The sequence below is a fragment of the Hymenobacter convexus genome, from assembly GCF_030580955.1.
Taxonomy (GTDB): domain Bacteria; phylum Bacteroidota; class Bacteroidia; order Cytophagales; family Hymenobacteraceae; genus Hymenobacter.
In genome coordinates, this window is record NZ_JAUQON010000001.1 from 417,029 (window position 1) to 440,941 (window position 23,913).

Consider the following 23,913-nt stretch of genomic DNA (forward strand, 5'->3'; position numbering starts at 1 on the left):
ACGGTGCCCCTCGTACGGAAGTAAGTTGGGTGCCTGGCTACCAGCGCAAACCCGGTTTTGCGCCGCTGGCCAAACATCCGGCCCACTTTGCCCGTTGCGGCAAGGTGGGCCGTTGTTTAAGCCATAGTTTAAAAAGCAGGCTTTAACTTGCACGTCCGGCGGCCTGTTTCGCACTACGCATGAAAATACATAAAGAAGGAAGACGCATACTGTTTGTGACGCTGCTGATTTTGCTGGCGCTAAATCTGTTGATGTTTTATTTCAACCGGGGCAACTCGCTGGTAAACCGTTTGTTCGCAGGGGCCACGGTCATCATCTTTTTGCTGATTCTGCAGTTTTTCCGCAGCCCGTTCCGGCACATGTTCACCCACGAAGACCTGCTGCTGGCGCCCGCCGACGGCAAGGTGGTGGTGATTGAAAACGTGTTCGAGCCCGAGTATTTTGAGGATGAGCGCAAGCAAATCAGCATTTTCATGTCGCCCATCAACGTGCACGTGACACGCAACCCGATTTCGGGCCTGGTGAAATATTTCAAGTACCACCCCGGCAATTACCTGGTGGCCTGGCACCCCAAAAGCAGCACCCAGAATGAGCGCACCACCGTGGTGGTGGAGTCGGATGCCGGCCCGCTGGTGCTCTTCCGGCAGATTGCCGGGGCCATGGCCCGCCGCATTGTGTGGTACGTGAACGAGGGCGACGAAGTGAGCCAGGGCGAGGAGTTCGGCTTCATCAAATTCGGCTCGCGCGTCGACGTATTCGTGCCCCTCGATACCGAGGTGAAGGTTGAACTGGGCCAGAAAGTGAAGGGCGGCGAAACCGTCATTTGCCAGCTAAAGGTCTGAACCGCAGATTTTCGCAGATTAAACGGATAAGAACGGATTCTGATGGGTCCGTTCTTTTTTGTTTTCTGTACTTTGGTGAATTCCCTATTCTTATGGATTTGCTATTGAGTTGAAAAGGTGGCAGATATGGAAAAAGCGCAAGTCGATTTGAGCTCATACAAGGAGTTGACGGGCAAGATTATTGGTTGCGCAATGCAGGTGCATCGGGTGCTGGGCACTGGTTTCCAGGAGGTGATTTACCAACGGGCACTGGCCATTGAGCTGGAGCAATGTGGCGTGGAAGCGCAGCGCGAATTGGAAATGCCCATCTTCTATCGCGAAAAGGAAATTGGTTCGCGCCGGGTTGATTTCCTTGTGAATGGTACTGTACTTGTGGAGTTGAAAGCCCTGAGCGCCTTGCATGAAACGCACCACGCCCAAATCATCAACTACTTGGAGGCATACCGCCTAACCATCGGCCTGCTCATCAACTTCGGTGGTCAGTCGTTGGAATTCAAGCGCTTCGTCAAAATCAAACCCATCTATTAAGTCTCTCGCTTAAGGCTTGAATAGTTCAGAAAACAAAAAAGAACGGACCCATCAGAATCCGTTCTTATCCGTTTAATCTGCGAAAATCTGCGAAAATCTGCGGTTCAGACAAGTATATGCGGCACGAACTCCGACAGGTTGGTGATGAGCCCCGCGTCGCGCCGGAAGCCGAGGGCGCAGGCCTCGCCAGCCCAAAACACGCCGGCCTGGTAGCGGCGGCCCTGCGCGTCGGTGGGCAGCTCGGCCCAGCGCTGGTATAGCTGGGGCTGCTGGCCGAACTCGCCGGGCACTTCGGCGCCGGCTTGGCCGTTGGCCTGGATTTCGGCCACGTTCTGGCCTTCACGGCCCAGCAGGGGCTTGCGCACGTGGTGGCCGGGCAGCGGGTTCAGGCTGGCTTCGAGCAGCAGCGGGTGGTGCGGGAAGGTGTCCCAGAGGTTCGCCAGTAGAGCTTTGCTCTGGAAAAGCAGGGCATAGGCCGGGTTGGCCGTCACTACATCGCGGGTGAGCTGCAGGTGCACGAGGTCGGCGGTGAGCGCGGGCTCTTCTTCGGCCAAAATTTCCCAGGGCACCAGCTTGAACAGGAAATCGAACCGCTGCCACTCGCCGGGCACCGATTCGGCCCACACGCCCCGGTCATCGCCCTGCACCGAAACGGTCATGGCATCAACCGGGCAAATGAAAACGTCGGCAAACCCGGCCGTGCGGGCGGCTTCGGCCAGTATGGCGCAGTTGGCTTCGTCCTCGGCACTTTCGGGCAGGTGCACGAGCAGGAGGGTGGCTTGTCGGTCGTTGTTCAGAGCGCGCCAATGGCGGAATTGGTCCTCCAGGCATTCGAACAGGCCGTTGGCCTGGCGGTCGTCGTCGGACTGGCCGGCGGCTACCAGACTAGCCCACTGCACCACCGCGGTTTCGGGCAGGCTGGTGGCGGTGTCGGCGTTGAATTCCAGTAGCTTGGGGCCGTCGGCGGTGATGGCGATGTCGAAGCGGCCGTAGAGGTGCCAGTGCCGCTCATCGTTCCAGGAGTGGCGCACGGCTTCCCACAGGTTGGCCGGAATGGCCAGCTTTTGCAGGAAATCGTCGGGAATGGGGTCCGGAATGGCTTCCACCAGCATGTCATACAGCGTGTCGGCGGCTTGCAGGAGCGTTTCGGCCTCGGCTTCGGTCAACTGCACGGCTTCGCGGGCCACGTAGTGCTGGCAGGCGTCTTCAATGGCCCAGTCCCAGCCCAGGGCCCGCACGGCCGGGGCCACGTCGCCGGAAAGGGGGAGGAGGTTAATCATGATGATTGATAATCAGATGGAAAAGAACGTCATGTCGAGCGCAGCCGAGACATCTCGCGTGCCACAACTAATCCTTTCGGTTGGTTTACTACCACACGCGAGATGTCTCGGCTGCGCTCGACATGACGCTCTTTCATTCGCTTACACCCTACCCCCCAAAGCCCCGGAAGCCGCCGCGGCTGCCGAAGCCGCTGCTGCGACCGGCCGGCGCGCTGCTGCGGAAGCTGGGCCGCGGGGCGCTGCGCATCGTGGAGCGGCTTTCCTGAATGCCCGCCGTGGGCGAGGCGTTGCGGCCCGTGAAACCCCGGCCGAAGAAGCCGCGGCCATTCTGCCGCTCGTTGGTAATGCTGTTGCGCCAGCCCTGGTTTTGCTGCATCACGCCGGGGTTGGCGTAGTAGGCGGGGTTGGGCGTCAGGTAGCGGCCGGCCATGTAGCCGATGCTGCTCCACATCAGCACGTTCATCAGGCCGTTGCCCTGGGCTCGGTTTTCGGGATTTTGGCGGCTGTAGTCCTGCATCTGGCGCTGCAGGGCCTGGCCCTGCAGGGTATCGGTGCGGCCATCGGCGTGGTGCAGAATGGCGGCCACTTCCTCCTTGCCGGCCGGGCGCTCGGCCGTGATTTTCCACTCGCCGGGCTGCACCTCGGTCATTTCCGTGATAACGCCCTGGCTATATGTTTCGCCGCCCCAGCTGCCTTCGGCGCCATTGTCGTTAGTACGGGCGTTATCGCTGGAGCAGGCGGGCAGGGCCAGGCCGAGGCTGCTGGCGGCGGCCAGCAGCAGCACGTTGCGGCGCCAGTCGCCGAGGAGGTGAAAGTGCTTTTTCATGGAGAAGGATAAGGTTAACAGCGCTGTGGAAAGGCCTTAGTTTGGCTGAATAATGGCCTGAATAGCGGCGCTCTGATTGCCAAGATTGGCATAATCCTGGACCCGCCGGAAAACCTGCCACGGGTAGCCGGCGCTCAGGTACCAGCCGGCCGGCTGGTCGGCGTTCAGGTAACCGCCGAGGTTGGGGCCGTAGGCGTGGCCGGTTTTCTGTTCTTTGGAGGCGGTAATATAGCCGTAGTCGCAGCCAAACTCAGGTTTGGTAAACAGCCATTCCATCGCTACAAAGAAGCCGCCCGCTGGCACCGCCAGTTGGTAGGCCGCCAGGTCTACTTCGTGCCACCCCATTTTGCCGGCCGCGCTGATAACAGAAGTCGTCAGCAAATCGGTGCCGGGGGCGCCGTTGGGGCCGTCGGCCGCATAAAGCCGGACCCGGAAGGGCGCTTTTACCGAAGCCTTGCCACAGTGCGGGTTGGGCTTTAGGTAAAAGCGCACGGCCCGAATGCTCCCCGGCGGCGCATCGGTGAACTGCCTGGCCACCTGCCAGCCGGAGCTTTGCTCGGCGCTCAGCATGGCGCCGCCGCCAAAGCCAAACTTATTGCCCGCCCCTGTCGGCCCCAGCAGCACCGGCAGGGCCGTAGCAGCCCGCACCACGGCTTCGGACAGCGCCACGGCCAGCGGACGTAGCGCCAGCCGGCACGGCGAGGCGCCGGGCACGGCCACCACCTGCGGCGCAAAGCCCAGCGACGACACCTTTAGCGAATCGAAAGCCGTGAGGCCGGCCGGTAGCTCCAGCGTGAAACGGCCCTGCTCCGTGGCTTGCGCCCCCAGGTGGCGGGTCCGGATTTCAACGACTGCAAACGGCGCCGGCTGCCCCGAAACGGCATCTACTACGGTGCCTGATAGGGCGGTGGGCTGGGCCCGGGCCGACGCGTTAGCCAGCAGCAATGCCGTGAAGGCAAAGGCCAGGCCGATAGCTGACCGGCAGTCAGCGCAACGAAAACCAGCTTTGGTTGATAGGTGGTTAGCCGGGGAGGGGCGGCCTAAAACCACCGCGCCGCCAGCTGCATCAGCTGCTCCAGGGCCTGCTGGTCGTCGGCGTCGAAGTCGTTCAGCTGGTCGCTGTCCACATCGAGCACGGCCACTACCTGGCCGTTTTTCAGGATGGGCACCACGATTTCTGATTTCGACTCCGAGCTGCAGGCGATGTGGCCGGGGAAGGCCTCCACGTCGGGTACCAGCACGGTTTCGGCCCGGGCCCAGCTGGCGCCGCACACGCCCTTGCCGTGCCGGATGCGGGTGCAGGCAATGGGCCCCTGGAACGGGCCGAGCACCAGCTCCTCGCCTTTCACCAGGTAAAAACCCACCCAGAAAAACCCGAAGGCCTGCCGCAGCGCCGCTGCCGTGTTGGCTAGGTTGGCCGTGAGGTCAGTCTCGCCGGTGGTTAGGGCTTCGATTTGGGGCAGCAGCTGCCGGTATTGCTCGGCTTTGGTGAGCGTGGTGTCGAGGGCGAGGGTTTCGGCCATGATGGGTTTTAATTGTTGGTTGCGTACAGACGCCTGTCATCCTGAGCTTGCGAAGGACCTTATCGCACTTGGATAATTTGAATTACAGCGAGCCGCGCTCAAATGTGATAAGGTCCTTCGCAATCTCAGGATGACAGGCGTCGAAGAAGAATTACTCGTTCACATACCGGAACAGCTTATCGGGCCCAACGTTTTCGACGCCACGCAAGCCGCCGAAGCCGATGCGCGGCGCGGCAATGCCCTGCCCCAGCTTCATGGGCGAGCGAAACACCCGGATTTCGTCCCACAAGCCCGCGTTCAGCAGCGCGTTGAGCACCGTGGGGCCACCCTCCACCAGCACCGACTGCACCTGCCGCTCATACAGATTGGCCAGCACTTGCGGCAGGAGGTCGTCGGCTTCGGAGAGGTGCACGAGGTCGAGGTTGGCCTTGTGGTAGGGCTGGCGGTAGGTGTAGATGAGGGTAGGCTGCGAGCCGTCGAGCAGGTGATGGGTGGGCGGCAAGCTCAGGTTTTTGTCGATGACGAGGCGCGTGGGCTGCTGGCCGGGCCAGTCGCGCACGCTCAGGCGGGGGTTGTCGTGCAGGGCTGTGCGCGTGCCCACCAGGATGGCCTGCTCCTCGGCCCGCCACTGGTGGGTGAGCAGGTTGGCCTGCGGCCCGCTGATGCGCACGGGCTGGAAATAACGCCCCGCCAGAAAACCGTCGGCCGTTTCGGCCCACTTCAGCACCAGATAAGGCCGTTTTTTCTCGTGAAACGTGAAGAATCGGCGGTTCAGCCAGCGGCCTTCCTCGGCCAGCAGGCCGGTTTCGACGTGCACGCCGGCGGCACGCAGCTTCTCCAGGCCGCGGCCCGCCACCAGCGGGAAGGGGTCGTCGTTGCACATCACCACTTCGGGTACGCCCTTGGCGATGAGCAGGTCGGCGCAGGGTGGCGTTTTGCCGTGGTGAGCGCAGGGCTCCAGCGTCACGTACACACGGGCTTGCTTCAGCAATTCCTGGTCGGCCACGGCGGCCAGGGCGTTTACCTCGGCGTGGGGGCCGCCGTATTGCCGGTGCCAGCCCTCGCCGATAATGCGGCCCTGGTGCGTCACTACGCAGCCTACCAACGGGTTGGGGCGGGCATAGCCCGTGCCGAGTTGCGCCAAAGCCAAGGCGCGGTGCATGAAAGCAACGTCGTCAATTTTCATCGGGGCGAAGGTAGGAACCGCTTCGTAGCTACGCCGTGGGCCTACATTTGTTCCGATGACCACGCGCCAGTTCACCACCGATTTTGCTACCGCCCTCCAGCCCCACTACCCCGAGCGCGAAGCCCAGGCCATTGCCGCGCTGGTGGTGGAGCACCTGCTCGGCATCGACTCCCTGCAGCGCATGATGGACGCCCAGCAAGCCGTGCCCGCCGCCGCCGAGGCGGCCCGGCCCGCGCTGCTGGCCCGCCTGCTGGCCCACGAGCCCGTGCAATACGTGCTGGGCACCGCCTACTTCGCCGACATGGACCTCGAAGTGACGCCCGCCACGCTCATCCCGCGCCCCGAAACGGAGGAGTTGGTGCACCTCATCACGCAGGAACAAAAAGGCCGTCGGCAGTTGTCGGTGCTCGACGTAGGCACCGGCTCGGGCTGCCTGGCGCTGGCGCTGGCCCGTGTCCTGCCCGAAGCCAAGGTGCTGGCCGTGGATATTTCGACCGAGGCCCTGGCCGTGGCCCGCCGAAACGCCGCGCGCTACGCCCCAGCCGTGGCCTTTCAGCAGGTCGATATTTTGCAGGCGCTGCCCGCCGGCCTGCCGCCCGGCACCCTCGATGTGCTGGTGAGCAACCCGCCCTACGTGCGCGAGAGCGAGCGCCCGCTGATGCGCGAAAACGTGCTGGCCTGGGAGCCCGCCACGGCCCTCTTCGTGCCCGACGAAGACCCGCTGCTCTTCTACCGCCGCCTTGCCGAGGTGGGCCGGGAGTTGTTGCGGCCGGGTGGGGTTATTTATTTGGAAATCAACGAGGCGCTGGGGGCGGAGACGGCTGCTCTGCTCACGCCCGCTGCTTTTGAGGCCGTGAGGGTGGTGCCCGATATGTTCGGGAAGGCGCGGATGGTGCGCGGCACCCGGCGGTAGCGCGACTTATCCATCGACGTGAACAAAATGAAAGACGACGCGTCACGTTAAAGCGCCCACCTGCCTGTTGCAGGCCCGGCCCACCGTTACCTTTGCACCATGCGCTTTCGCCTTCTGATGCTGCTTTGCCTGCCCGTGCTGCTGGGGGCTTGTGCCAAAAATGACCGACCCGTGCAGTTGGATTTGGTGGGCGCTTCCACGCTCACGTCCGGCAACAAAACGGTGACGGCCAACGACACCCTCACCACCCGAATTTACGCCGTGGGCAACGACGTAGCGCTGCAGCGGCTGCGCGTGGTGGTGTCGTACAGCCCGGGGCTCAGCCCCATCAACTACCCTACCCCGACTGCTAGCTTCGACCCCAAGAATGCCCCGGCCAGCCAGGACATCGTATACCTCGACTCGCTTATCAATCCGGTCTACGTGAGTACCCAACAGTCGCCACCAGCAGGCGGCGAGTACCTGTTCAATAATTCCTTCGTAGCGCGCGCCACTTCGGGCACCGAGCAGTGGCAGTACACCATCACCGACAAGCAGAGCCAGTCGGCCAGTCGGGCCCTGCGCCTCACGGTGCGCAAGCCCGATTCGGCGGCCGTGTACCATAGCTACACCGCGCTGCTGCGCCCCGTGCCCCGCAACCGCAGGGAGGCCGACACCGTGGCCCTGCGAGCCACCCGCCGCGTCTACCTGAACCTGCGCACCGGCCTGCAGCTGCCCAAATACGCCGTGATAAACAACGAGGCCACCGTGCAAGGCAACCAGCTGCTCGTGGACCTGATAGCCACCAGCGCCAACGGCAACTCCGTCAGCCTGAGTGCCCCCGCCGACCTGAGCACCATTAAAATGAATACCCAGCAGTGGCCCAACGCCAACCGCAACGCCACCGTGCTGCGCGCCACCCGGCTCAACGAAACCGATTTCGCCAACATCACCACGGTGGCGGGCATCAACAATGCATTCACTGCCAGCACGGCATTTACTAATCAGTACAGCACAGGCGTGCTGGCCAAGAACCAGGTGGTGGCTTTTCAAGTAACGGTAACTGAAAACGGAACGACGCAGACGCATACCGGCCTGCTGCTGGTGAGCAACCTGGTGCTGGGCACCGCCCCCATACTCACCTGCTCGGTGAAGGTGACCAAATAGGTGCAGCGCCGATAAAAAAAGGCGCCCTCTCGATGAGGACGCCTTTTTGTCTGAATAGCTTGTGGCTCAATTAATCCAAGCCAACGGGCTGTATTAGAACGTGATGCCGGCCGTGACGCTGGTGGTAAACCGGGTGTTGTTCACCTTGATGGTGGGCTGCAGGCCGGCCAGGGTGTAAGGCGTGTAGAGCTGGGTGAAGGTGGTGTACACCCCGGCCGCATCGATGAAGAAATTGCCCTCGCGCAGGCCCAGGCCGGCGGTGTAGAAGTTTTGGGCCCGCTCGTTGCTGGCATCGGCGGCGTAGGGGTCGCCGTAGCGGGCGTAGCCCAGCCGCACCCGGAACACATCGAACCGGCCTTCGGCGCCGAAACGCAGGTTGACAGTGTTCTGGTACAGGCTGCGGATGTCGTTGTTTTCCTGGGTGAACGTATAGTCGTCGCCGTTGGCATTCTGCGGGTCGTTGCGCAGGCGGGCCTGGCCGTAGCCCACATACTCCACATCGCCCGTCAAGAAGCCGTGCTTGCCCAGCGTGTAGGCCACGCCGCCATTGGCCCGGAAGGGCGTCGTCATGGAATAAGCATAGTCGTTGGGCAGCGCATCAACCGAGGTTACGCCCACGATATCAGACGGAATGCTGCCGGCCGGTGAGGTGGTTGAAACCACGTCGGTGCCCTGGGTGCTGAAATCGGTGGTAAACCGGGCGTTGTACGTGTCGGTGAAGCGCATGAAGGTGGGCGTTTGAATAGAAGCCCCCACGCGCAGGGCATCCGTGGCCCGGAAGATGGCGCCGAGGCGGGCGTTGAAGCCGCTGCCCTTCACGTCGCGCGTCTCGTGCAGGGTATAGCTGCTGAGGTGGGTGGCCGTGGAATTGTCCGACTCCGTAAAATCCTTCGTCTGGTGATAGTTGGAGCTCACAATGCCCACCCCGATGCCGAGGTAGAGCCGGTCGCGGTAGCTGGCGCCGTAGCCCAGGTCGAACTGCGAAATCGAGCCGCGCGTGGTGATGTATTCCGACTGCCCGATGGGCCCGCGCAGCGCCGTGGAGGCGAAGGCAGAATCGACGCCGCCCCGGCTTTTCACAATGCGCGTGAGGTAGGCGCCATAGGCCAGCGGGTCGAGGCCGTAGCTGCCGGTGGTGCTGTAGTCGCCGGCCCGCGCCTGCCGCCGGATGTCATCGAAATAGCCCTGCCCGGCCTCGCCCCGCAACGAAGCCAGGTACGACTGGTCGGCGCTGGTGTAGGTACGGCCGTTCACGCTGCGGTCGTTGAGCGTGTTGTTGTAGCGCGAGGCCGTGTTGAAATCGGCCAGGCGGGTGAAGCCCAGCGCAAACGAGCCGCCCCGCCAGTTGGTGCTCTGGTCGCCGTCGGGCCGGCGGTTGGTGAGCACCAGGCCGGTGCTGGCGATGTGGAAGCTGTTTTTGTCCTCGCTCGCCGCCGCCACCGAGCTGCCGTCGGGGCGGGCATCGCTGCTACCAATGCCGATGCCCGGCGTGATGTGTAGCTCCGATTTCTGGTACAGCCCCAGCCCGGCGGGGTTGCTGGTGAGGTTGCCGAAGTCAGCCCCAACCGCCACGTTGGCGCCCCCAATGCCCTGGGTGCGGGCCGTGCCGCCGAATTGCAGACGAGAATAGCGCAGGGCGTCGCTGGGGCCCTGGGCAAAGGCGTGGCCGGCCTGCCCTGCTACGAGGGCCAGGCTAAGCCATAATATCCGTTTTTTCATGGGGTGGGAAGAAAAAGAGCCGGCCGTTCGGCCGGCTCGCTGGAAAAGTATTTTGCAGAAACCTTGGGTCAGAACTTACTCGCCGCGGCCGCGGCTGTGGCCCCCGCCGCCGCCGCCTCCCCCGCCGCCACCCGACGGTGCCGAATACGAAGGCTGGCTGGGCTGGCTGTAGCTGCGCTCCTGCCGTGGTTGCTCAAAACTGCGCTGCTGCGGCTGTTCGTAGCTGCGTTGCTGGGGTTGCTCAAAGCTGCGCTGCTGTTGGGGCTGCTCGAAGCTGCGCTGGGCTTCGCGGTATATGCGGCGCTGGGGCTGCTCGGCCGCTTGGGTGCCGGCGTTGGTGGGCTGTTCAACGGGCGCGCTACGGAAGAACCCGCCGCGGCGGCTTTCCTGCGGCTGCGGAGCTGCCTCGGGCTGCATCTGGCCCGGTTGGGCTACTACGTCGGCATTGCGCCAGCGGCCCCGGCCACTGTTGCGGCCGTCCTGGCCTTGCACAGGGCTGAGCTCAGGCTGGGCAGGCTGAAGCGTGGTACCAACGGGCTGGTCCATGTTGCGGTATTCCGGCCGGCGGGAGCCATCCATCCGCTGCGGGCGGTTGTAGGCGCCGGTGGCCTGGTCCACGGCCGTATTGGGCGTGGCGGCAGCTGCCTCGGTGCGGCCACGGCTGCGGTCAATCATCACGCCATCGGCCGATTGGGCCGCGCCGCCCGGCTGGGCCACCAACTCACTGCGCACCCGGCCGCCACCCGAAGTCATCGGCGTCGGCGTCGAGCCGCCGCTACTGCTCACGCCCCCCGACGATACCCGGCCATCCGAGCTACGGTCGTTGCGGTGGCCCGAGGTGCGGCCCCGGCCGCCACCGTTGTCGTAGGAGCCGTATCCGTAGCCGCCGTTGCTGCCGTAGCCGTAGCTGCTGCCGCCATAATAGCTGTTGCCATAGTAGCCGCCCCGGCCATAATATCCTCCGTACATAGAGCCGCCATAGTAGTAGGGCGAGTAGAACGGGTCGTAGAAGCCGCCGCCATAGCCATAGCCGTAAGGCGAGTAGCCGTAGCCAAAGGGCGAATAGCCATAGCCATACGAACGGCCGTAGCCAAACCCAAAGCTGATGCTAATACCCGACCGGTAGCCATAGCCAAACGGACTGTAGAAGGGGCTATAAAATGAGCTGTAGAACGGGTCGTAGCCGCCATACGCGTAGGGCGAGAAGCCGCCATAGCCACCGTAGATGCCGCCGTAGCTGAGGGTAGTGTAGGGGCTATACGGGCTGTAGTAGTTCAGGCCCGGGCTGGTGGGCACACCCTTCATGTAGGTGTAAGTGTTGTCGTAATATTGGTCGGAGCCGCTGCCCTGGTTGGCTTGCGACTTGGCTGGGCTGCCGTTGTAGTCGGGGTTGGCGGCTTCGTCGGTGCTGGCCGGGGCCGGTGCCGAGGCTACCACGGCCGTGGTGCGGTCCTGCGAGGAGTAATAGACCCCGTCGTCTTCCGACGTGGCGAGGCCCGCGGTGCTCGCGCAGCCGCCCAGCGCGAGCAGGGCCATGGCGGGCAACAAAGCGGTGAGCGACTTTTTCATAACGAAGGGCGAAAAGAGTGGGACAGCGTACAGTAAAGTAACAACGCAAATAGTGGAAGGCGGATGAAGGGCACAACGGGCCAAAACCCGTTAACAAACAAGCACAAAGCGCCGCGAAAGTTATCAGGCCTTGCGCGCCCGCCCGCAAGGGCCGGCCGCACGCCGCTGGGAAGGTCCGCGTATTACTAACGTAATTTGGCACCGAAACGGTGCCGCTTGGTCAATTCAAATGTTGTACCAGAGTTGGGAACTTTTTCGATTACCCCTAAGATGCCTTCCATGAGCAAAAAGTTGCCTACCCGTCAAGAAGATTACTCTCTCTGGTACAATGAGTTAGTGAAACGCGCTGGCTTGGCCGAAAATTCGGCCGTGCGCGGCTGCATGGTGATAAAACCCTACGGCTACGCCATTTGGGAAAAAATGCAGCGCCAGCTGGACGATATGTTCAAGCGCACTGGCCACGAAAACGCCTACTTCCCGCTCTTCGTACCCAAAAGCCTGTTTGAGGCCGAGGAAAAAAACGCCGAAGGCTTCGCCAAAGAGTGCGCCGTGGTGACGCACTACCGCCTCCAGACCGACCCCGACAAACCGGGCAAGCTGCGCGTCGACCCCAACGCCAAGCTCGAAGAAGAGCTAGTGGTGCGCCCCACCTCGGAGGCCATCATCTGGAGCACATACAAAAACTGGGTGCAGAGCTACCGCGACCTGCCGCTGCTCATCAACCAGTGGGCCAACGTGGTGCGCTGGGAAATGCGCACCCGCCTGTTTCTGCGCACCGCCGAATTCCTGTGGCAGGAAGGGCACACCGCCCACGCCACCGCCGAGGAAGCCGTGGCCGAAACCCGCCAGATGCTCGACGTGTACGCCGAGTTTGCCGAGGAGCACATGGCCCTGCCTGTGGTGAAAGGCGTAAAAACGCCCAACGAGCGTTTCGCCGGCGCCGAGGATACTTATTGCATCGAGGCGCTGATGCAGGACGGCAAGGCCCTGCAGGCGGGCACCAGCCACTTCCTGGGCCAGAACTTCGCCAAGGCCTTCGACGTGCAGTTTGCCAACAAGGAAGGCGTGCGGGAGCACGTGTGGGGCACCAGCTGGGGCGTGAGCACCCGCCTGATGGGCGCCCTCGTGATGGCCCATTCCGACGACGAAGGCCTAGTGCTGCCGCCCAAGCTGGCCCCGATTCAGTGCGTCATCGTGCCCGTGTACAAAACCGGCGAGTTGGACGCGCTGCTTGAGCGCATCCGGCCTATTCAGCAGGGCCTCATTGCCCGCGGCATTTCAGTGAAGCTGGACGCCCGCGACACCGAGCGGCCCGGCTTCAAGTTTGCCGAGTGGGAGCTGAAGGGCGTGCCCGTGCGCCTGGCCATCGGCGCGCGCGACCTCGACGCCGGCACCGTGGAAGTGGTGCGCCGCGACACCAAGGAGAAAATGAGCCTGCCGCTGGCCGATATCGTGGCCAGCGTCGACCAGCTGCTCATCGACATCCAGGCCAACATCTACGCAAAGGCCCGCAAATTCCGCGATACCAACACTACGCGCGTGGACAGCTACGACGAGTTCAAGCGCATGCTAGACGAGGAGCCCGGCTTCCTGCTGGCGCACTACGACGGCACCTCCGAAACCGAGGAGCGCATCAAGGACGAAACCAAAGCCACCGTGCGCTGCCTAGCCCTAGCCGAGCCCGACGAGGAAGGCATCTGCATGGTGACGGGCAAGCCGAGTGCCCGCCGCGCCTACTTTGCCCGCGCCTACTAGCGGATTCAGTGGTTGCGACTCCATCGTGAGTTAACGACCTCATATAGTCTCAATTTTGCTTGAGCCGCAGTGCAGTTACAGAATCATCATGAATCTGTAGCTGCACTGCGGCTCTTGCCATTTGCAACCTTTTGCTATAGTAAATGGGAGGCCAAAAATCTATCATATTGGATAAAATATTCTCATTTCGATAAATAATTTGACATAATAACTATGAATATTATTTGTTTTAATTATCTTTGATTATGAAAAGGCCGCGTGATTGCGCGGTTTATACTCCTTCACTCTTTCCATCCATTCTTCCCAGCTATGCGCCATTTTCTGCTCGCTTTACTCTTCTTGATGGCAGGCTCCGCCTCTGCCCAAACGTCCATCACCATGCCCAGCAAGGCCGCGGGCAAGCTTGAAAAGCTGCTCAAGCAAACGCAGGATGCCGTGGTCATTGGCAAAAAGGCCGCCATTCTGCCTATTGAAGCCCGTCCGCTGACCAACCGCGTGCTGGTGCAGTCCACGTCTGATTTTCTGGCCATGTCCGGCCGCACCAATCCTACCAAAGAAGCTTTCCTGAAAAGCCTTGATGAGGGTCTAGCCCGCATCAGCCCGCTAACGAAAACGCTGGAAGACCGTCAGCAAGTGGCTTCCTTCTATCAGGACCTGCTCGACCTGGTGGGCATTGAAAGCTCCGAAGGTCGCCTCACGGCCTTTGTCGAAACCGAGGCCACGGCCAAGAAATAGTCCACCGCCAGCCCGCAACAAAAAGCCCCGGCACCATATGGTGCCGGGGCTTTTTGTTGTTGAAGAAAGCAGCTTTTACTTCTTTGTAATCGTGAACTCCACGCGGCGGTTGCGGGAGCGGGTTTCTTCCTGGTCGTTGCTGGCGATGGGCTTGGTGCCGCCGAAGCCTTCGGTGGTGATGCGGCCGCCGTTGATGCCGTGGGCCACCAGGTACTTCTTCACCTCGTTCACCCGGTCCTGGCTCAGCTTGAGGTTGAGGGCGGGGTCGCCCTGGTTATCGGTGTGGCCCGCAATCTTGATTTCCACCGTGGGGTAGTCCTTCATGATGCGGATGAGGCGCAACAGCTCGGGGTAGGAGCTGGTGTTGAGGTAGTACTTGCTTTGCTGGAAGAAGATATTGTTCAGCTTCACGGTCTGGCCCACGTCGAAGGGCACGAGGAACAGGTCCTGCTTCTGCTCCGAGTACTTGTCTTTGGCCGTCACGTCGAGGTTGGCGTTTTCGGCGATGTAGCCTTTGGCTTCGGCGCGCATGCCGTACTGCACGCCGCTGGGCAGCACAATGGTGTAGGAACCGTCGCGTGGGTCGGTTTCGGTCACCCCGATTTCCTCACCCGTGAGCAGGTTTTCGTAGTGGATGATGGCCCGGATGGGCTTCTTGGTGTTCACGTCGAGCACTTGGCCGGTTACCAGCGTCACCACTTCGGGCTGGAAGGCGGGGGCCAGCGAGATGCGAAAAATATCCTTTGAGCCGTCCACGCCGTTGCGCGACGACACCAGGTAAGCGTCCTGGCCGGCGGCCGAAATCGTGTAATAGGCGTCGAAATCGGGCGAGTTCACCACCGGGCCCAGGTTGCGGGGCGTACTCCAGTTGGTCCAGGTATCGTCGAGGCGCTTGGTGTAGAAAATGTCGGACTTGCCATAGCCGCCGCGCCCGTCGCTGGCAAAATACAGCGTCTTTTCATCGGCGGCCAAGAAGGGCGCAAAGTCCGAGCCGCTGGTGTTGATGTTGCGGCCCAGATTGAGCGGCTTGGTCCATTCGGTCTGCTTTTTCACCGTGGCCACGCCTTCCGGCAGCTTATCAACCTTGGGGAAGCTCACATATAAATCTTGGCCGCCGGCGCCGTCGGTGCGCTCCACGGCCATGAGCAGGGCCTTGCCCGAAGTGGCCAGGAAGCCGTCGATGTGCTCGGGGTCTTTGTTGTAGTAGTCGTCGATTTCCACCTTCACGGGCTTGGTCCAGCCGCCGGGCGTTTGCTTGCTCATGCTGAAGCCCTTGGGTTGCATCAGGCCGTCTTCGTACACGCCGATGAGCAGGGCTGACTTGCCGTTGGCCGACACCGAGGCCAGGCCATTGGGGTCTTCGGGGGTGTTGCTGGGCTCGGTCATGTTCTTGGCCAAGCTCCAGGTTTTGTTGCGGCCCGACACCAGTTTCGAGTACCAGATGTCCTGCGGGTCGCGGGCGCCGCCCACGTTGCCGGGGTGGTTTTGACGAGCGAAGTAGAGCGTGCGGCCGTCGGGCGAAATCACCGGGTGGGTGTCCACGTAGCGCGTGTTCACGTTCGGCCCGAGGCTCACCAGCGAGGAGTCAAACTGCGTCGACTTCACGGCATCGGGGCCTTTGGGAGCGGTGAAATCCTGCTTCACCATGGTGGAGGCCACATCGGCGACGCCGATGGCGTCAATCTGGTTTACGCCCTCCACTTTGGCCGTGTTCATGTACACCTTCACGCCCAGCGTGCGGTACTCGGCCACCGGGAAGCGGATTTCCAGCGTGCGGAAGGTTTCGGGCAGCGGGCCGGGGTTGGCGTTGGCATACACCTCGTGCGACGCGCCTTTGGTATCAATCAGCTCGACTTTGGTGATGGAGCCGGGGTTGAAGTTCTCCACGATGGTGACCTGCTGGGCCGCGATGGAGCGGGCAAAGCGCACTTCAATGAACTCATTGGGCCCCTCCTTGCGTGGAATCCAGGCGTCGTTGCTGATTTGGCCCAGCGGTAGGGCGTTGGGCACGCCCAGCACCTGGTTGGGGGAGAAGGGGTCTTTGCCTTCCGACTTGTAGGACGATACCGCGACGAGGCGAGCGGCCCACTGCACGTGCTGGGCCAGGGCCGGGGCCGCCGAGAGCAGCAGCGCCGCGGGCACCGCCAGTAGTGCGTTTCGGATAAGATAATTATTCATAGTAATGACCGAATGAAAACGTAGCAACAGCGGTAAGTCCGGCAAATAACGGCAATTGCAATGGAATGGCGAAGTGATTTACATCATCTAACCTAATGAAAAAGATTTGCGAAGCCTGCCAAACGAATGTATTACCTTCCCGAAACCGTTCCGCGAGCCAACATTCTGCGGGGCGCTGAGGTGTGGCAATTCAAGCGTTTTCGGTGCGTGAACAGGGGAGAGGGCCGAATTTTCGGCCCTTGATTCGGGGCATTGTGGCCGGGCTGATTTTATTGTTTTTCCTAGTGCCGGCCCGGCGCGCCACGGCCCAGGTGCTGGTGGGCGCCACACCGTTTGGGCCGGTGTTCAGCGGCTTGCGGCCGGCCGGCGTGGATACGGCGCTGTGGCTGGTGGCGCAGGCGCGGCGGGTGGGCGTGAGCACCTTCGTGCAAACCAGCCGGGCGCTGGGCTACCTGCGCCTGGGCCCGCGCCAGCAGCTGCGCTACCGCGTGGGGAGCGACTGGATTTACGACTCGCGCGGTACCCCGCCCTTCGTGCGCCAGGACTACGGCGCCGACGTAGCCCACGTCTTCACCCTTGACGCGGCCAACCACTGGCAGGTGGGCCAGCAGTTGCACTACGACCAAAGCCGGGCCAACAGCACCCGCACCGGCCTGTGGCTGGGCCGCGTGGGCTACCAGCGCCGCCTGCGGCCGGGCAGCCCCCTCGATACGCTGAGCCAGCTGCACCTCACGGCGCTGGGCGGCCTGGCCACCGACCGCCGCAACGGCCGCGACGACGCCGGCGTGGCCTACGGCTTCGATGCGGCCGCGATTTATTTCCTGAATGGCATGGCTGCGCCGCCGCTGGCCGTGCGCGTGCTGGGCACCCGCTCGCAGCTGGGGCCGCGCACCATGCAGCGGCTGGTAGCCGAGGCCGCCGGCGAGCAGGCGTTTCTGGAAAACGCGCCGCTGCTGGTGCAGGGCCGCCTGGGCTACCGCACCAACCGCGCCGAGGACTATCTGCTGGGCTCGGTGCAGCGCATTCAGTCCGACACGGTGCTGGCGCAGGCGGGCGCCACCTACAAGGTGAACGAGTACGCCACGCTGCGCTCCGACAACAGCGTGCTGCTGCCCACGCGGGCTTTTCTGTACCGCCGGTTGAGTGAGGGCGCCGACACCCTGCAGAACGTGGGCTACCGTCAGCGGGAACTGGACACCCGACAGGAGCTACGCTTTGCCCGGCCCAAGCTGCAGGCCAGCTTCACCTTCAATTACCATGAGCGCACCCGGGCCTACTACCTCGACAACTCCCGCAACCTGAGCGCCGCGCGCCTGGCCACCGCCCTGGCCCGCGAGCAGGTGAAGGACATCACCGAGCAAACCACGCTGTGGCAGGGCAACCTGACCTGGCTGCCCACGGCCCGCCACGCGCTGGCCCTGCTGGGCACCGCCCAGCTGCTGCGCGTGGACGCCCCCAGCAAAGACAACCAGCAAACCCGCGACGAAGCCCAGCACCTGCTGCGCCTGACCTGGACGGGCCGCTGGGCCGGGGCTTTCCGCACCACGCTGGGCGTGGCCGGCGAGTACCGCCAGACGGTGTTCATCCGGGCCGGGCTGAGCGCCGAGAACTATACCGACCACCTGTTGCACTGGGAGCCGGGCTTTACGTGGGCGCCGGGCAAGTGGAGCATCCGCTCCAACTACCACCTCTGGGTGAGCTACCAGGTGCGCGACCAGGCCACCGAGCAACTGCGCAACCGCGCCAGCCGCGTGCTGGAGCAAACCCAGAGCCTCACCTACCAGCTGCGGCCTCGCCTGCTGCTGCTGGCCGACTACGTGCGCCGCGAAAACCGCGTGGGCCAGCTCGACTGGACCCGCTTCCGCGAGAGCCCCCTCGATACCAGCGTGACGCACGACCTGAACATTGGGGCCCGCCAGAGCTGGGCCGGGCCGCGCGGCAGCACCAGCCTGCGCCTGGGCTACCGCCTGCTGGAGCAGCGCAACTACGGACGCGCCGCCCTGCTACCCGACGCCACGGCGCCTAACCCCGCCGTGAGCCTCATCTACTTGCACAACATCACCCGGCAGCAGGGGCCGGAGGTGGCCATCGAGCGCCGCGCCACGGCCGGCTTCAACCTCACGGCCAGCCTGTGGCTGCAATGGATGCGCACCTACTCGACCTACACCCTGGGCCGGGGCGCCTTCATCGGCACCAGCTACTCGGCCCTGGATTTGGACCGCGAAACGGAGCGGGTGCTGCCCTACTTTGAGGTGACGGCGGAGTGGCGCGTGGGGCGGCGGTAGCGCTGGCTTCTTATTAGTGCTACTCCCGGTCAGGGACCAAATCGAACAACGGTGTCGCCGCGCAGGGCGTAGGCGCCCGGTTTGAGCCTGGGCTTGCAACTGATGCAGAGGTCGTAGCCGTTGCAATGGATGGCCGGGCTGATGCGGGGGCGCCCTACCCGAATGGTGCCGTAGCCGATTGATATGGCTTGCGTTGATTCATAGTAGTGGCCGGTGTTGGGGCCGTCGAAGCCAAACCATTCATCAACATAACGGGTCGGCGCTTCAAATACTTTGCGCGGCTCCGTCTCGCAGCGGTAGATGGCCAGCGAGTGGCACTGGGTGCCGCCCCCGCTGCCATCGGCCCGCATCACATTTTGTATCAACAGTTCCTCGCGCCCTTGCCGGTCAATGTTGGCGGTGTCGAGGGCCTCCACATTTGGAAGCGTTGCCACCTCTTGCCAGGCCTGCGTAGGCGCCGGCCGGTAAAACACCGCAGCGAATTGTCCATCCTCCTTCAACGGAGCCAACAGGTAGCGTCCGCCGGTGATGTTAGCCGAATCAAGGCGGTACACGGTCGAGTCAATCCCCGCGAACAAGCCGGCAGGCGAGCCCGGCGGGGCCGGCAAAACAGCGGCATGCATGGGTACGGGCTTGCTTTCGCAAGAGGCTAGTAGGCAGGCACCGCTCATGCAGACGACGAGTAGCTTCACTGGCAGGGAATGTGGAAAAAGTGCCGTCAGAACGACGTAGGTGCGGGGCTTGCCCCCGCCCGGTCGTGGAACGAAATCGTTATGGCGGCGCCAGCGTCCAAGCGGGAGCAAGCCCTGCCCCTACGTCGTTTTACCTACGCCATCACCCGCTCCGGCAGTCCCTCCAGCAGCGCCGTCAGCCCTTCGATGAAACCTTCCGTAGCGGTCTGCCGCTCCGCATCAGTCGCCCCAGCCGATTCCAGGGTTTCCAGGTGCGGGGCTACGCGGGCGGCGCCCAGCAGGCGCAGGGAGGGGCGCAGGCGGTGGGCCACGGCGGCGGCGGTGGGCCAGTCGGCGGCGGCCAGGGCGGTGCGCAGCTCGGCCACGCTGGCGGGGGTATTGGTGTGGAAGGAAGTGAGAATGCGGTTCATGAAGGCCACGCTGCCGTGGGCCGTTTCGTGCAGCAGGGCCAGGTTGTAGAGGGGAATGTGGGCCGGGGCGGGGCGGGGCACCGGAGGAGCGGGCGCAGCAGGCGGGGCCGATGGGGTGGAGGCCGGCTCCGGGCTTGACGCTGATTCGGCGGCGGTGGTTTTTTCCAGCAGGGGGCCACTGCCGCCGGCCATCAGCGAAGCCAGCTTGCGGAGCAGCTCGGCCTCGTCGAAGGGTTTGGGCAGGGTGTCGTTCATGCCGGCGGCGGCGTATTTCTCGGCATCGGCCCGGAAGGCGTTGGCCGTGAGGGCCAGAATGGGCGTGCCCGCCTTGGTGGGGTCGGTGTGGGCCCGGATGCGGGCGGTGGCTTCCAGCCCGTTCATGCCCGGCATCTGAATGTCCATCAGCACCACGTCGTAGCGGTGCAGCTCAAATTGCTCCAGCGCCTCGGTGCCGCTGGCCGCCTCGTCCACCACCACGCCGTGGCCTTCGAGCAGCAGCTGGGCCACTTCCCGGTTCACGGCGTTGTCTTCTACCAGCAGCACGCGGGCGCCGCGCACGGCCGCGCTCTGCACCGGCGCCAACGGGGCCAGCGCCGCCGCCCGGGCCTCGGCGCTGGCCTTGGGCAGGGTGGTGATGAAGGAAAACGAGCTGCCTTTGCCCAGCTCGCTGTGCACCATGAGCCGGCCGCCCATTTGCTGCACCAGCGCCCGGCTGATGCTCAGGCCCAGTCCGGTGCCGCCAAACTGCCGGGTGGTGTCGGCGTAGGCCTGGGTGAATTCCTGGAAGATGGTGTCCAGCTTGTCGGGCGCAATGCCGATGCCGGTGTCCGTCACCCGAAACTCGGTGGTGAGCGTGTCTGCCGTCTCGCTCACAAAGTAGCCGCCCACCGTGATGGTGCCGCCCACCGGCGTGAACTTGATGGCGTTCGAGAGCAGGTTGATGAGCACCTGGTTGAGGCGGTAGGAGTCGCCCAGCACCCAGGGGTGGGGGCAGGAGTCGCGCAGCAGTGTCCCCACCACCCGAATGCCTTTTTCCTGGGCCTGCAGCACCAGCGGCTGCCCGGCGTTGCCCATCGAGTCGCAGAGGTTGAAGGCCGACTGCTCCAGCTCCAGCTTGCCGGAGGTGATTTTGGCCATGTCGAGCACGTCGTTCACCACGTTCAGCAAGTGCCGCCCCGAGTGCTGGATGATGGCCGCGTAGTTGAACTGCTGCTCGTTGAGGCCGGTCTTAGCCAGCAGGCTGGTCATGCCCAGCACCCCGTTCAGGGGCGTGCGGATTTCGTGGCTCATGTTGGCCAGGAAGTTTTCGCGAGCCGTGGCGGCGGCTTCGGCCGCGTGCTGGGCCTGCTTCAGGGCCGTGATGTCGGTGCTCACGCCCAGCACCTGGGTGGTGCCGTCGGCCAGCACCAGGGGGCAGCGCACGGTCTGGTACCAGCGCAGCGTGCCATCGGCCAGCCGCATCGACATCTGGGTGGTGAGTGGCTGGCCGGTGCGGAGCACCTTCTGGTCGGCCTCCACGGCCACCTGAATTTCATCCTTGTTCATGGCCGCTTCCATCGACGTGGCGCCCGCCAGCTCGGCAATGTGGCGGCGCTGGGCTTTCATCTCGCCGTTCTCAAACACGGTGCGGCCCTGGGCATCGCGCACCCAAATTAGGTTGGGGTTGAGGTCGAGCACCAGATTGGTGAAGGTTTGCTGGGCCTTGATTTCGGCCTCGCTCTGGCGTATGCGGGCCTCGGCCTGCCGCCGGATGGTGATGTCAAGGCCGTAGCATAGCACCTCGCGCAACACCCCGTCGGCCCCAAAGATGGGCTGGTAAAAGCACAGCCAGTACAGGTTGATGCGGCCGTCGGGGCCGGGCCAGCGCTCCTCCCAGCTCACCATTTCGCGGCTGCGCACGGCCCGCTCAAACATGCGGTGGCGCCGCGCCACCAGGGCTTCGGGCAGGCCCAACCCGTGCGCGTGGTTGGCAAACGACAGCCCGATGCGGGCCTGGCGCCGGGCCGGGTCGGGCTCGGCGTAGGGGTTCACGTAGCGGTAGTGCTGGTCGGGGTCGAGCACCGTCACCACGGCCGGCAGGTGGGCCAGAATCGTTTCGTAAAATTCGCGCTGCTCGCGGTTTTCCTGCTCGGCCAGCCGCTGGGCCGTCACGTCGGTGAGGTAGAGCAGGGCGGTTTGCTCCTCCACCAGCGGCACCGCATACAGCAGAAAATACTGCCCGTTGGCCACTACTTCGCTGTGCGCCACTTCGCCGGTGCGCAGGGCCTGCGTGGCGGCGTGCACCAGCTGCGGCCGCACCCGCGAGGGGCCAGAGGTGCGCAGCTCCTGCGCCAGCCCCTCGGCCGAGTTGTTGGCAAACAGCAGCTTGCCCAGCGCATCCAACCGCAGAATGGGGTTGGGATTGAGCATCGGAATCCGGCTCTGGGCGTGCAGGCGGGCCATTTCGGCTTCAGCCTGCTCGCGGCGGGTACGCTCGGCCAGGAGTAGTTTCTGAAGTTCAGCAGTGTCAGTAGGCAGGGTGTCGGCGGACAGGGCGTTGGTTTTCACCCTGTAAATATGCTGGACAATAAGCAGAATGCGACATTAAGAATAAAGAGGACGTCATGTCGAGCGCAGCCGAGACATCTCGCGTGCTTTCACTAAATCAATCGTCAACCGAAAAGAATAAGTGGTGGCACACGAGATGTCTCGGCTGCGCTCGACATGACGTTCTTTTTCTCCAGCATCAGCCCTACAGTTCCTTGCGCAGGCGGGCCACCGGAATGTTCAGCTGCTCGCGGTACTTGGCCACGGTGCGGCGGGCAATGTTGTAGCCACGGGCATTGAGCATTTTTTCCAGCTTGTCATCGCTGAGGGGCCGCTCCTTGCTTTCCTTGCCGATGAGGTCTTTGAGGATGCTTTTCACCTCGCGGCTGCTGGCGTCCTCGCCCGAGTCGGTGGCAATGCCTTCGGAGAAGAAGTATTTGAGCGGATAAATGCCGAACTCCGTCTGGATGGATTTCGAGTTGGCCACGCGGCTCACCGTCGAAATGTCCATGCCAATCATCTGGGCAATATCCTTCAGAATCATCGGCTTGAGCTTGCCCTCGTCGCCTTCCATAAAAAACTCGCGCTGCAGTTCCACAATGGCGTTCATGGTACGCAGCAGCGTATTCTGCCGCTGCCGGATGGCGTCAATAAACCACTTGGCCGAGTCCAGCTTCTGCTTCACGAAGGTCACGGCCTCCTTCATCTTGGTGTCCTTCTTGGCGGCCTTGTCGTAGGTCCGGAACATCTCGGTGTAGGCCGGGCTCACGCGCAGTTCGGGGGCGTTGCGGGCGTTCAGGGTCAGGTTGAGCACGCCATTATCATTTGTCAGGATGAAGTCCGGCATCAGATACTGCGTCTTGCCCAGGCCGGTAGGGCCGCTGCCGCCCGGCTTGGGGTTCAGCTTCAGAATCACGTTGATGGCTTCTTTCAGCTCATCATCCTCTAGGTCCAGCTTCTGCTGAATGCGGGGGTAGTGCTTCTTGGTGAATTCCTCGAACGTGTCGGTCAGAATCCGCTCGGCGTTCACCGTATTCTCGTCCTGCGGGCGGCGCTCCAGCTGCAGCAGCAGGCACTCGGGCAGGTCGCGCGCCGCGATGCCGGGCGGGTCGAACTGCTGCACCACGCGCAGCACGGCCTCAATCTCGGGCACCGTCACCTCCAGGTTCTGGCTAAAGGCCAGGTCGTTGGCAATGGCTGCCAGGTCGCGCCGGATGTAGCCGTCGCCGTCAATCGAGCCGATGAGTTGCTGGCCGATGGCCTCCTGCCGCTCGTCGAGGTCGGCAAAGTGCAACTGGTCAAGCAGCGAATCCAGCAGCGAGCCGCTGGTGTCGGCCAGCGGGGTGTCGCGCTCCTCTTCCTCGCCGGGGCCGTCGCCCTGCATCTTGTAGCCCGCAATTTCGTCGTCGTTGAGGTAGTCGCTCAGGTCGAGGTCGGTGTTGTCGGGCGCTTCGTCGGTCGAAGCCAGGTCCTCTTTCGCCGCCAGGTCGGGCTCGGGCATTTCTTCAGCGGTGTCGGCCTCGCTGCCGCTGCGGTCGTCGAAGTCCTCGTCCAGCGTGTTTTCGTCGTTGTCGAGGCTGGCGTCGGGGTCGTCGGAGTCGTCGCTGTCGTCATCGTCGCGGTCCAGCTCCTCGGCGTCGTCGGGCTCGTCTTCCTCCAGCGCCGGGTTCACCTCCATTTCTTCCTTGATGCGCGTTTCCAGCTCCGCCGTCGGGATTTGCAGCAGCTTGATAAACTGAATCTGCTGCGGACTAAGCTTTTGCGAGAGGAGCTGTTTAAGGTCGAGGCGTTGCATAATGA

General features: G+C 63.2%; 18 protein-coding genes. 7 read left to right on the forward strand and 11 right to left on the reverse strand.

Features of this window, described 5'->3' with window-relative positions:
- Window positions 1-179: 179 nt before the first annotated feature.
- Both Q4S41_RS01635 and Q4S41_RS01640 read left to right on the forward strand, forming a co-directional pair.
- A complete protein-coding gene (locus tag Q4S41_RS01635) occupies window positions 180-842 on the forward strand; it encodes a phosphatidylserine decarboxylase family protein (RefSeq protein WP_305029388.1) in 663 nt (220 codons plus the stop codon).
- Between the two features lie 126 nt (window positions 843-968).
- The gene (locus Q4S41_RS01640; RefSeq protein WP_305029389.1) at window positions 969-1,370 is read left to right on the forward strand and encodes a GxxExxY protein; all 402 of its coding nucleotides are present in this window, start codon (window positions 969-971) and stop codon (window positions 1,368-1,370) included.
- A gap of 104 nt (window positions 1,371-1,474) precedes the next feature.
- On the opposite strand, the gene Q4S41_RS01645 is transcribed toward Q4S41_RS01640, so the two are convergent.
- From Q4S41_RS01645 to ribD, 5 genes are all read right to left on the reverse strand, one after another.
- Window positions 1,475-2,650, reverse strand: a complete 1,176-nt coding sequence (locus Q4S41_RS01645) for a glutathionylspermidine synthase family protein (RefSeq protein WP_305029390.1) — start codon at window positions 2,648-2,650, stop codon at window positions 1,475-1,477.
- A 148-nt stretch (window positions 2,651-2,798) separates the two neighbouring features.
- Window positions 2,799-3,476: a hypothetical protein gene (locus tag Q4S41_RS01650; protein ID WP_305029391.1), complete on the reverse strand. Its 678-nt coding sequence runs from the start codon at window positions 3,474-3,476 to the stop codon at window positions 2,799-2,801.
- A gap of 36 nt (window positions 3,477-3,512) precedes the next feature.
- Window positions 3,513-4,421, reverse strand: a complete 909-nt coding sequence (locus Q4S41_RS01655) for a carboxypeptidase-like regulatory domain-containing protein (RefSeq protein WP_305029392.1) — start codon at window positions 4,419-4,421, stop codon at window positions 3,513-3,515.
- 95 nt (window positions 4,422-4,516) lie between these two features.
- The gene (locus Q4S41_RS01660) at window positions 4,517-4,999 is read right to left on the reverse strand and encodes a GAF domain-containing protein (RefSeq protein WP_305029393.1); all 483 of its coding nucleotides are present in this window, start codon (window positions 4,997-4,999) and stop codon (window positions 4,517-4,519) included.
- Between the two features lie 151 nt (window positions 5,000-5,150).
- A complete protein-coding gene (ribD, locus tag Q4S41_RS01665) occupies window positions 5,151-6,185 on the reverse strand; it encodes a bifunctional diaminohydroxyphosphoribosylaminopyrimidine deaminase/5-amino-6-(5-phosphoribosylamino)uracil reductase RibD (RefSeq protein ID WP_305029394.1) in 1,035 nt (344 codons plus the stop codon).
- A gap of 55 nt (window positions 6,186-6,240) precedes the next feature.
- Between ribD and prmC the strand changes: the two genes are divergently transcribed.
- Window positions 6,241-7,098, forward strand: coding sequence for a peptide chain release factor N(5)-glutamine methyltransferase (prmC, locus tag Q4S41_RS01670; RefSeq protein WP_305029395.1), 858 nt, complete (start codon window positions 6,241-6,243; stop codon window positions 7,096-7,098).
- 99 nt (window positions 7,099-7,197) lie between these two features.
- A complete protein-coding gene (locus tag Q4S41_RS01675) occupies window positions 7,198-8,244 on the forward strand; it encodes a hypothetical protein (RefSeq protein WP_305029396.1) in 1,047 nt (348 codons plus the stop codon).
- 93 nt (window positions 8,245-8,337) lie between these two features.
- On the opposite strand, the gene Q4S41_RS01680 is transcribed toward Q4S41_RS01675, so the two are convergent.
- Together Q4S41_RS01680 and Q4S41_RS01685 are read right to left on the reverse strand one after the other, a co-directional pair.
- Window positions 8,338-9,963 carry a hypothetical protein gene (locus tag Q4S41_RS01680; RefSeq protein WP_305029397.1) on the reverse strand — a complete coding sequence of 542 codons (1,626 nt, stop codon included), beginning with the start codon at window positions 9,961-9,963 and terminating at the stop codon, window positions 8,338-8,340.
- Between the two features lie 75 nt (window positions 9,964-10,038).
- On the reverse strand, window positions 10,039-11,532 hold the full coding sequence (locus tag Q4S41_RS01685; RefSeq protein ID WP_305029398.1) for a hypothetical protein: 1,494 nt from the start codon (window positions 11,530-11,532) through the stop codon (window positions 10,039-10,041).
- A gap of 279 nt (window positions 11,533-11,811) precedes the next feature.
- On the opposite strand from Q4S41_RS01685, the gene proS reads away from it, so the two are divergent.
- Together proS and Q4S41_RS01695 are read left to right on the forward strand one after the other, a co-directional pair.
- Window positions 11,812-13,287, forward strand: coding sequence for a proline--tRNA ligase (proS, locus tag Q4S41_RS01690; RefSeq protein WP_305029399.1), 1,476 nt, complete (start codon window positions 11,812-11,814; stop codon window positions 13,285-13,287).
- 342 nt (window positions 13,288-13,629) lie between these two features.
- Window positions 13,630-14,022, forward strand: a complete 393-nt coding sequence (locus Q4S41_RS01695) for a DUF4844 domain-containing protein (RefSeq protein ID WP_305029400.1) — start codon at window positions 13,630-13,632, stop codon at window positions 14,020-14,022.
- A 75-nt stretch (window positions 14,023-14,097) separates the two neighbouring features.
- Here the strand turns inward: Q4S41_RS01695 and Q4S41_RS01700 are convergent, their stop codons facing one another.
- Window positions 14,098-16,200: an OmpA family protein gene (locus Q4S41_RS01700; protein WP_305029401.1), complete on the reverse strand. Its 2,103-nt coding sequence runs from the start codon at window positions 16,198-16,200 to the stop codon at window positions 14,098-14,100.
- Window positions 16,201-16,439: 239 nt separating this feature from the next.
- Here Q4S41_RS01700 and Q4S41_RS01705 point away from each other — a divergent pair, with 239 nt between their 5' ends.
- The gene (locus tag Q4S41_RS01705) at window positions 16,440-18,485 is read left to right on the forward strand and encodes a hypothetical protein (RefSeq protein ID WP_305029402.1); all 2,046 of its coding nucleotides are present in this window, start codon (window positions 16,440-16,442) and stop codon (window positions 18,483-18,485) included.
- Between the two features lie 29 nt (window positions 18,486-18,514).
- Here the strand turns inward: Q4S41_RS01705 and Q4S41_RS01710 are convergent, their stop codons facing one another.
- The 3 genes from Q4S41_RS01710 to rpoN all read right to left on the reverse strand — a co-directional run bounded on the left by Q4S41_RS01710 (window position 18,515) and on the right by rpoN (window position 23,908).
- Entirely contained in the window at window positions 18,515-19,108 is a 594-nt protein-coding gene (locus Q4S41_RS01710) for a hypothetical protein (protein ID WP_305029403.1), read from the reverse strand.
- 203 nt (window positions 19,109-19,311) lie between these two features.
- Window positions 19,312-22,134, reverse strand: coding sequence for a response regulator (locus Q4S41_RS01715; protein ID WP_305029404.1), 2,823 nt, complete (start codon window positions 22,132-22,134; stop codon window positions 19,312-19,314).
- Window positions 22,135-22,318: 184 nt separating this feature from the next.
- Window positions 22,319-23,908 (reverse strand): RNA polymerase factor sigma-54, encoded by a 1,590-nt coding sequence (rpoN, locus tag Q4S41_RS01720; RefSeq protein WP_305029405.1) that lies wholly within the window; start codon window positions 23,906-23,908, stop codon window positions 22,319-22,321.
- Window positions 23,909-23,913: the final 5 nt, after the last annotated feature.

Coding starts and splice junctions, on each gene's coding strand:
- Q4S41_RS01650 (WP_305029391.1), bottom strand. CDS start 3,476: ATGAAAAAGCACTTTCACCTCCTCGGCGACTGGCGCCGCAACGTGCTG.
- proS (WP_305029399.1), top strand. CDS start 11,812: ATGAGCAAAAAGTTGCCTACCCGTCAAGAAGATTACTCTCTCTGGTAC.
- Q4S41_RS01640 (WP_305029389.1), top strand. CDS start 969: ATGGAAAAAGCGCAAGTCGATTTGAGCTCATACAAGGAGTTGACGGGC.
- Q4S41_RS01645 (WP_305029390.1), bottom strand. CDS start 2,650: ATGATTAACCTCCTCCCCCTTTCCGGCGACGTGGCCCCGGCCGTGCGG.
- Q4S41_RS01685 (WP_305029398.1), bottom strand. CDS start 11,532: ATGAAAAAGTCGCTCACCGCTTTGTTGCCCGCCATGGCCCTGCTCGCG.
- Q4S41_RS01710 (WP_305029403.1), bottom strand. CDS start 19,108: ATGCATGCCGCTGTTTTGCCGGCCCCGCCGGGCTCGCCTGCCGGCTTG.
- Q4S41_RS01680 (WP_305029397.1), bottom strand. CDS start 9,963: ATGAAAAAACGGATATTATGGCTTAGCCTGGCCCTCGTAGCAGGGCAG.
- rpoN (WP_305029405.1), bottom strand. CDS start 23,908: ATGCAACGCCTCGACCTTAAACAGCTCCTCTCGCAAAAGCTTAGTCCG.
- Q4S41_RS01700 (WP_305029401.1), bottom strand. CDS start 16,200: ATGAATAATTATCTTATCCGAAACGCACTACTGGCGGTGCCCGCGGCG.
- Q4S41_RS01660 (WP_305029393.1), bottom strand. CDS start 4,999: ATGGCCGAAACCCTCGCCCTCGACACCACGCTCACCAAAGCCGAGCAA.
- ribD (WP_305029394.1), bottom strand. CDS start 6,185: ATGAAAATTGACGACGTTGCTTTCATGCACCGCGCCTTGGCTTTGGCG.
- prmC (WP_305029395.1), top strand. CDS start 6,241: ATGACCACGCGCCAGTTCACCACCGATTTTGCTACCGCCCTCCAGCCC.
- Q4S41_RS01675 (WP_305029396.1), top strand. CDS start 7,198: ATGCGCTTTCGCCTTCTGATGCTGCTTTGCCTGCCCGTGCTGCTGGGG.
- Q4S41_RS01695 (WP_305029400.1), top strand. CDS start 13,630: ATGGCAGGCTCCGCCTCTGCCCAAACGTCCATCACCATGCCCAGCAAG.
- Q4S41_RS01635 (WP_305029388.1), top strand. CDS start 180: ATGAAAATACATAAAGAAGGAAGACGCATACTGTTTGTGACGCTGCTG.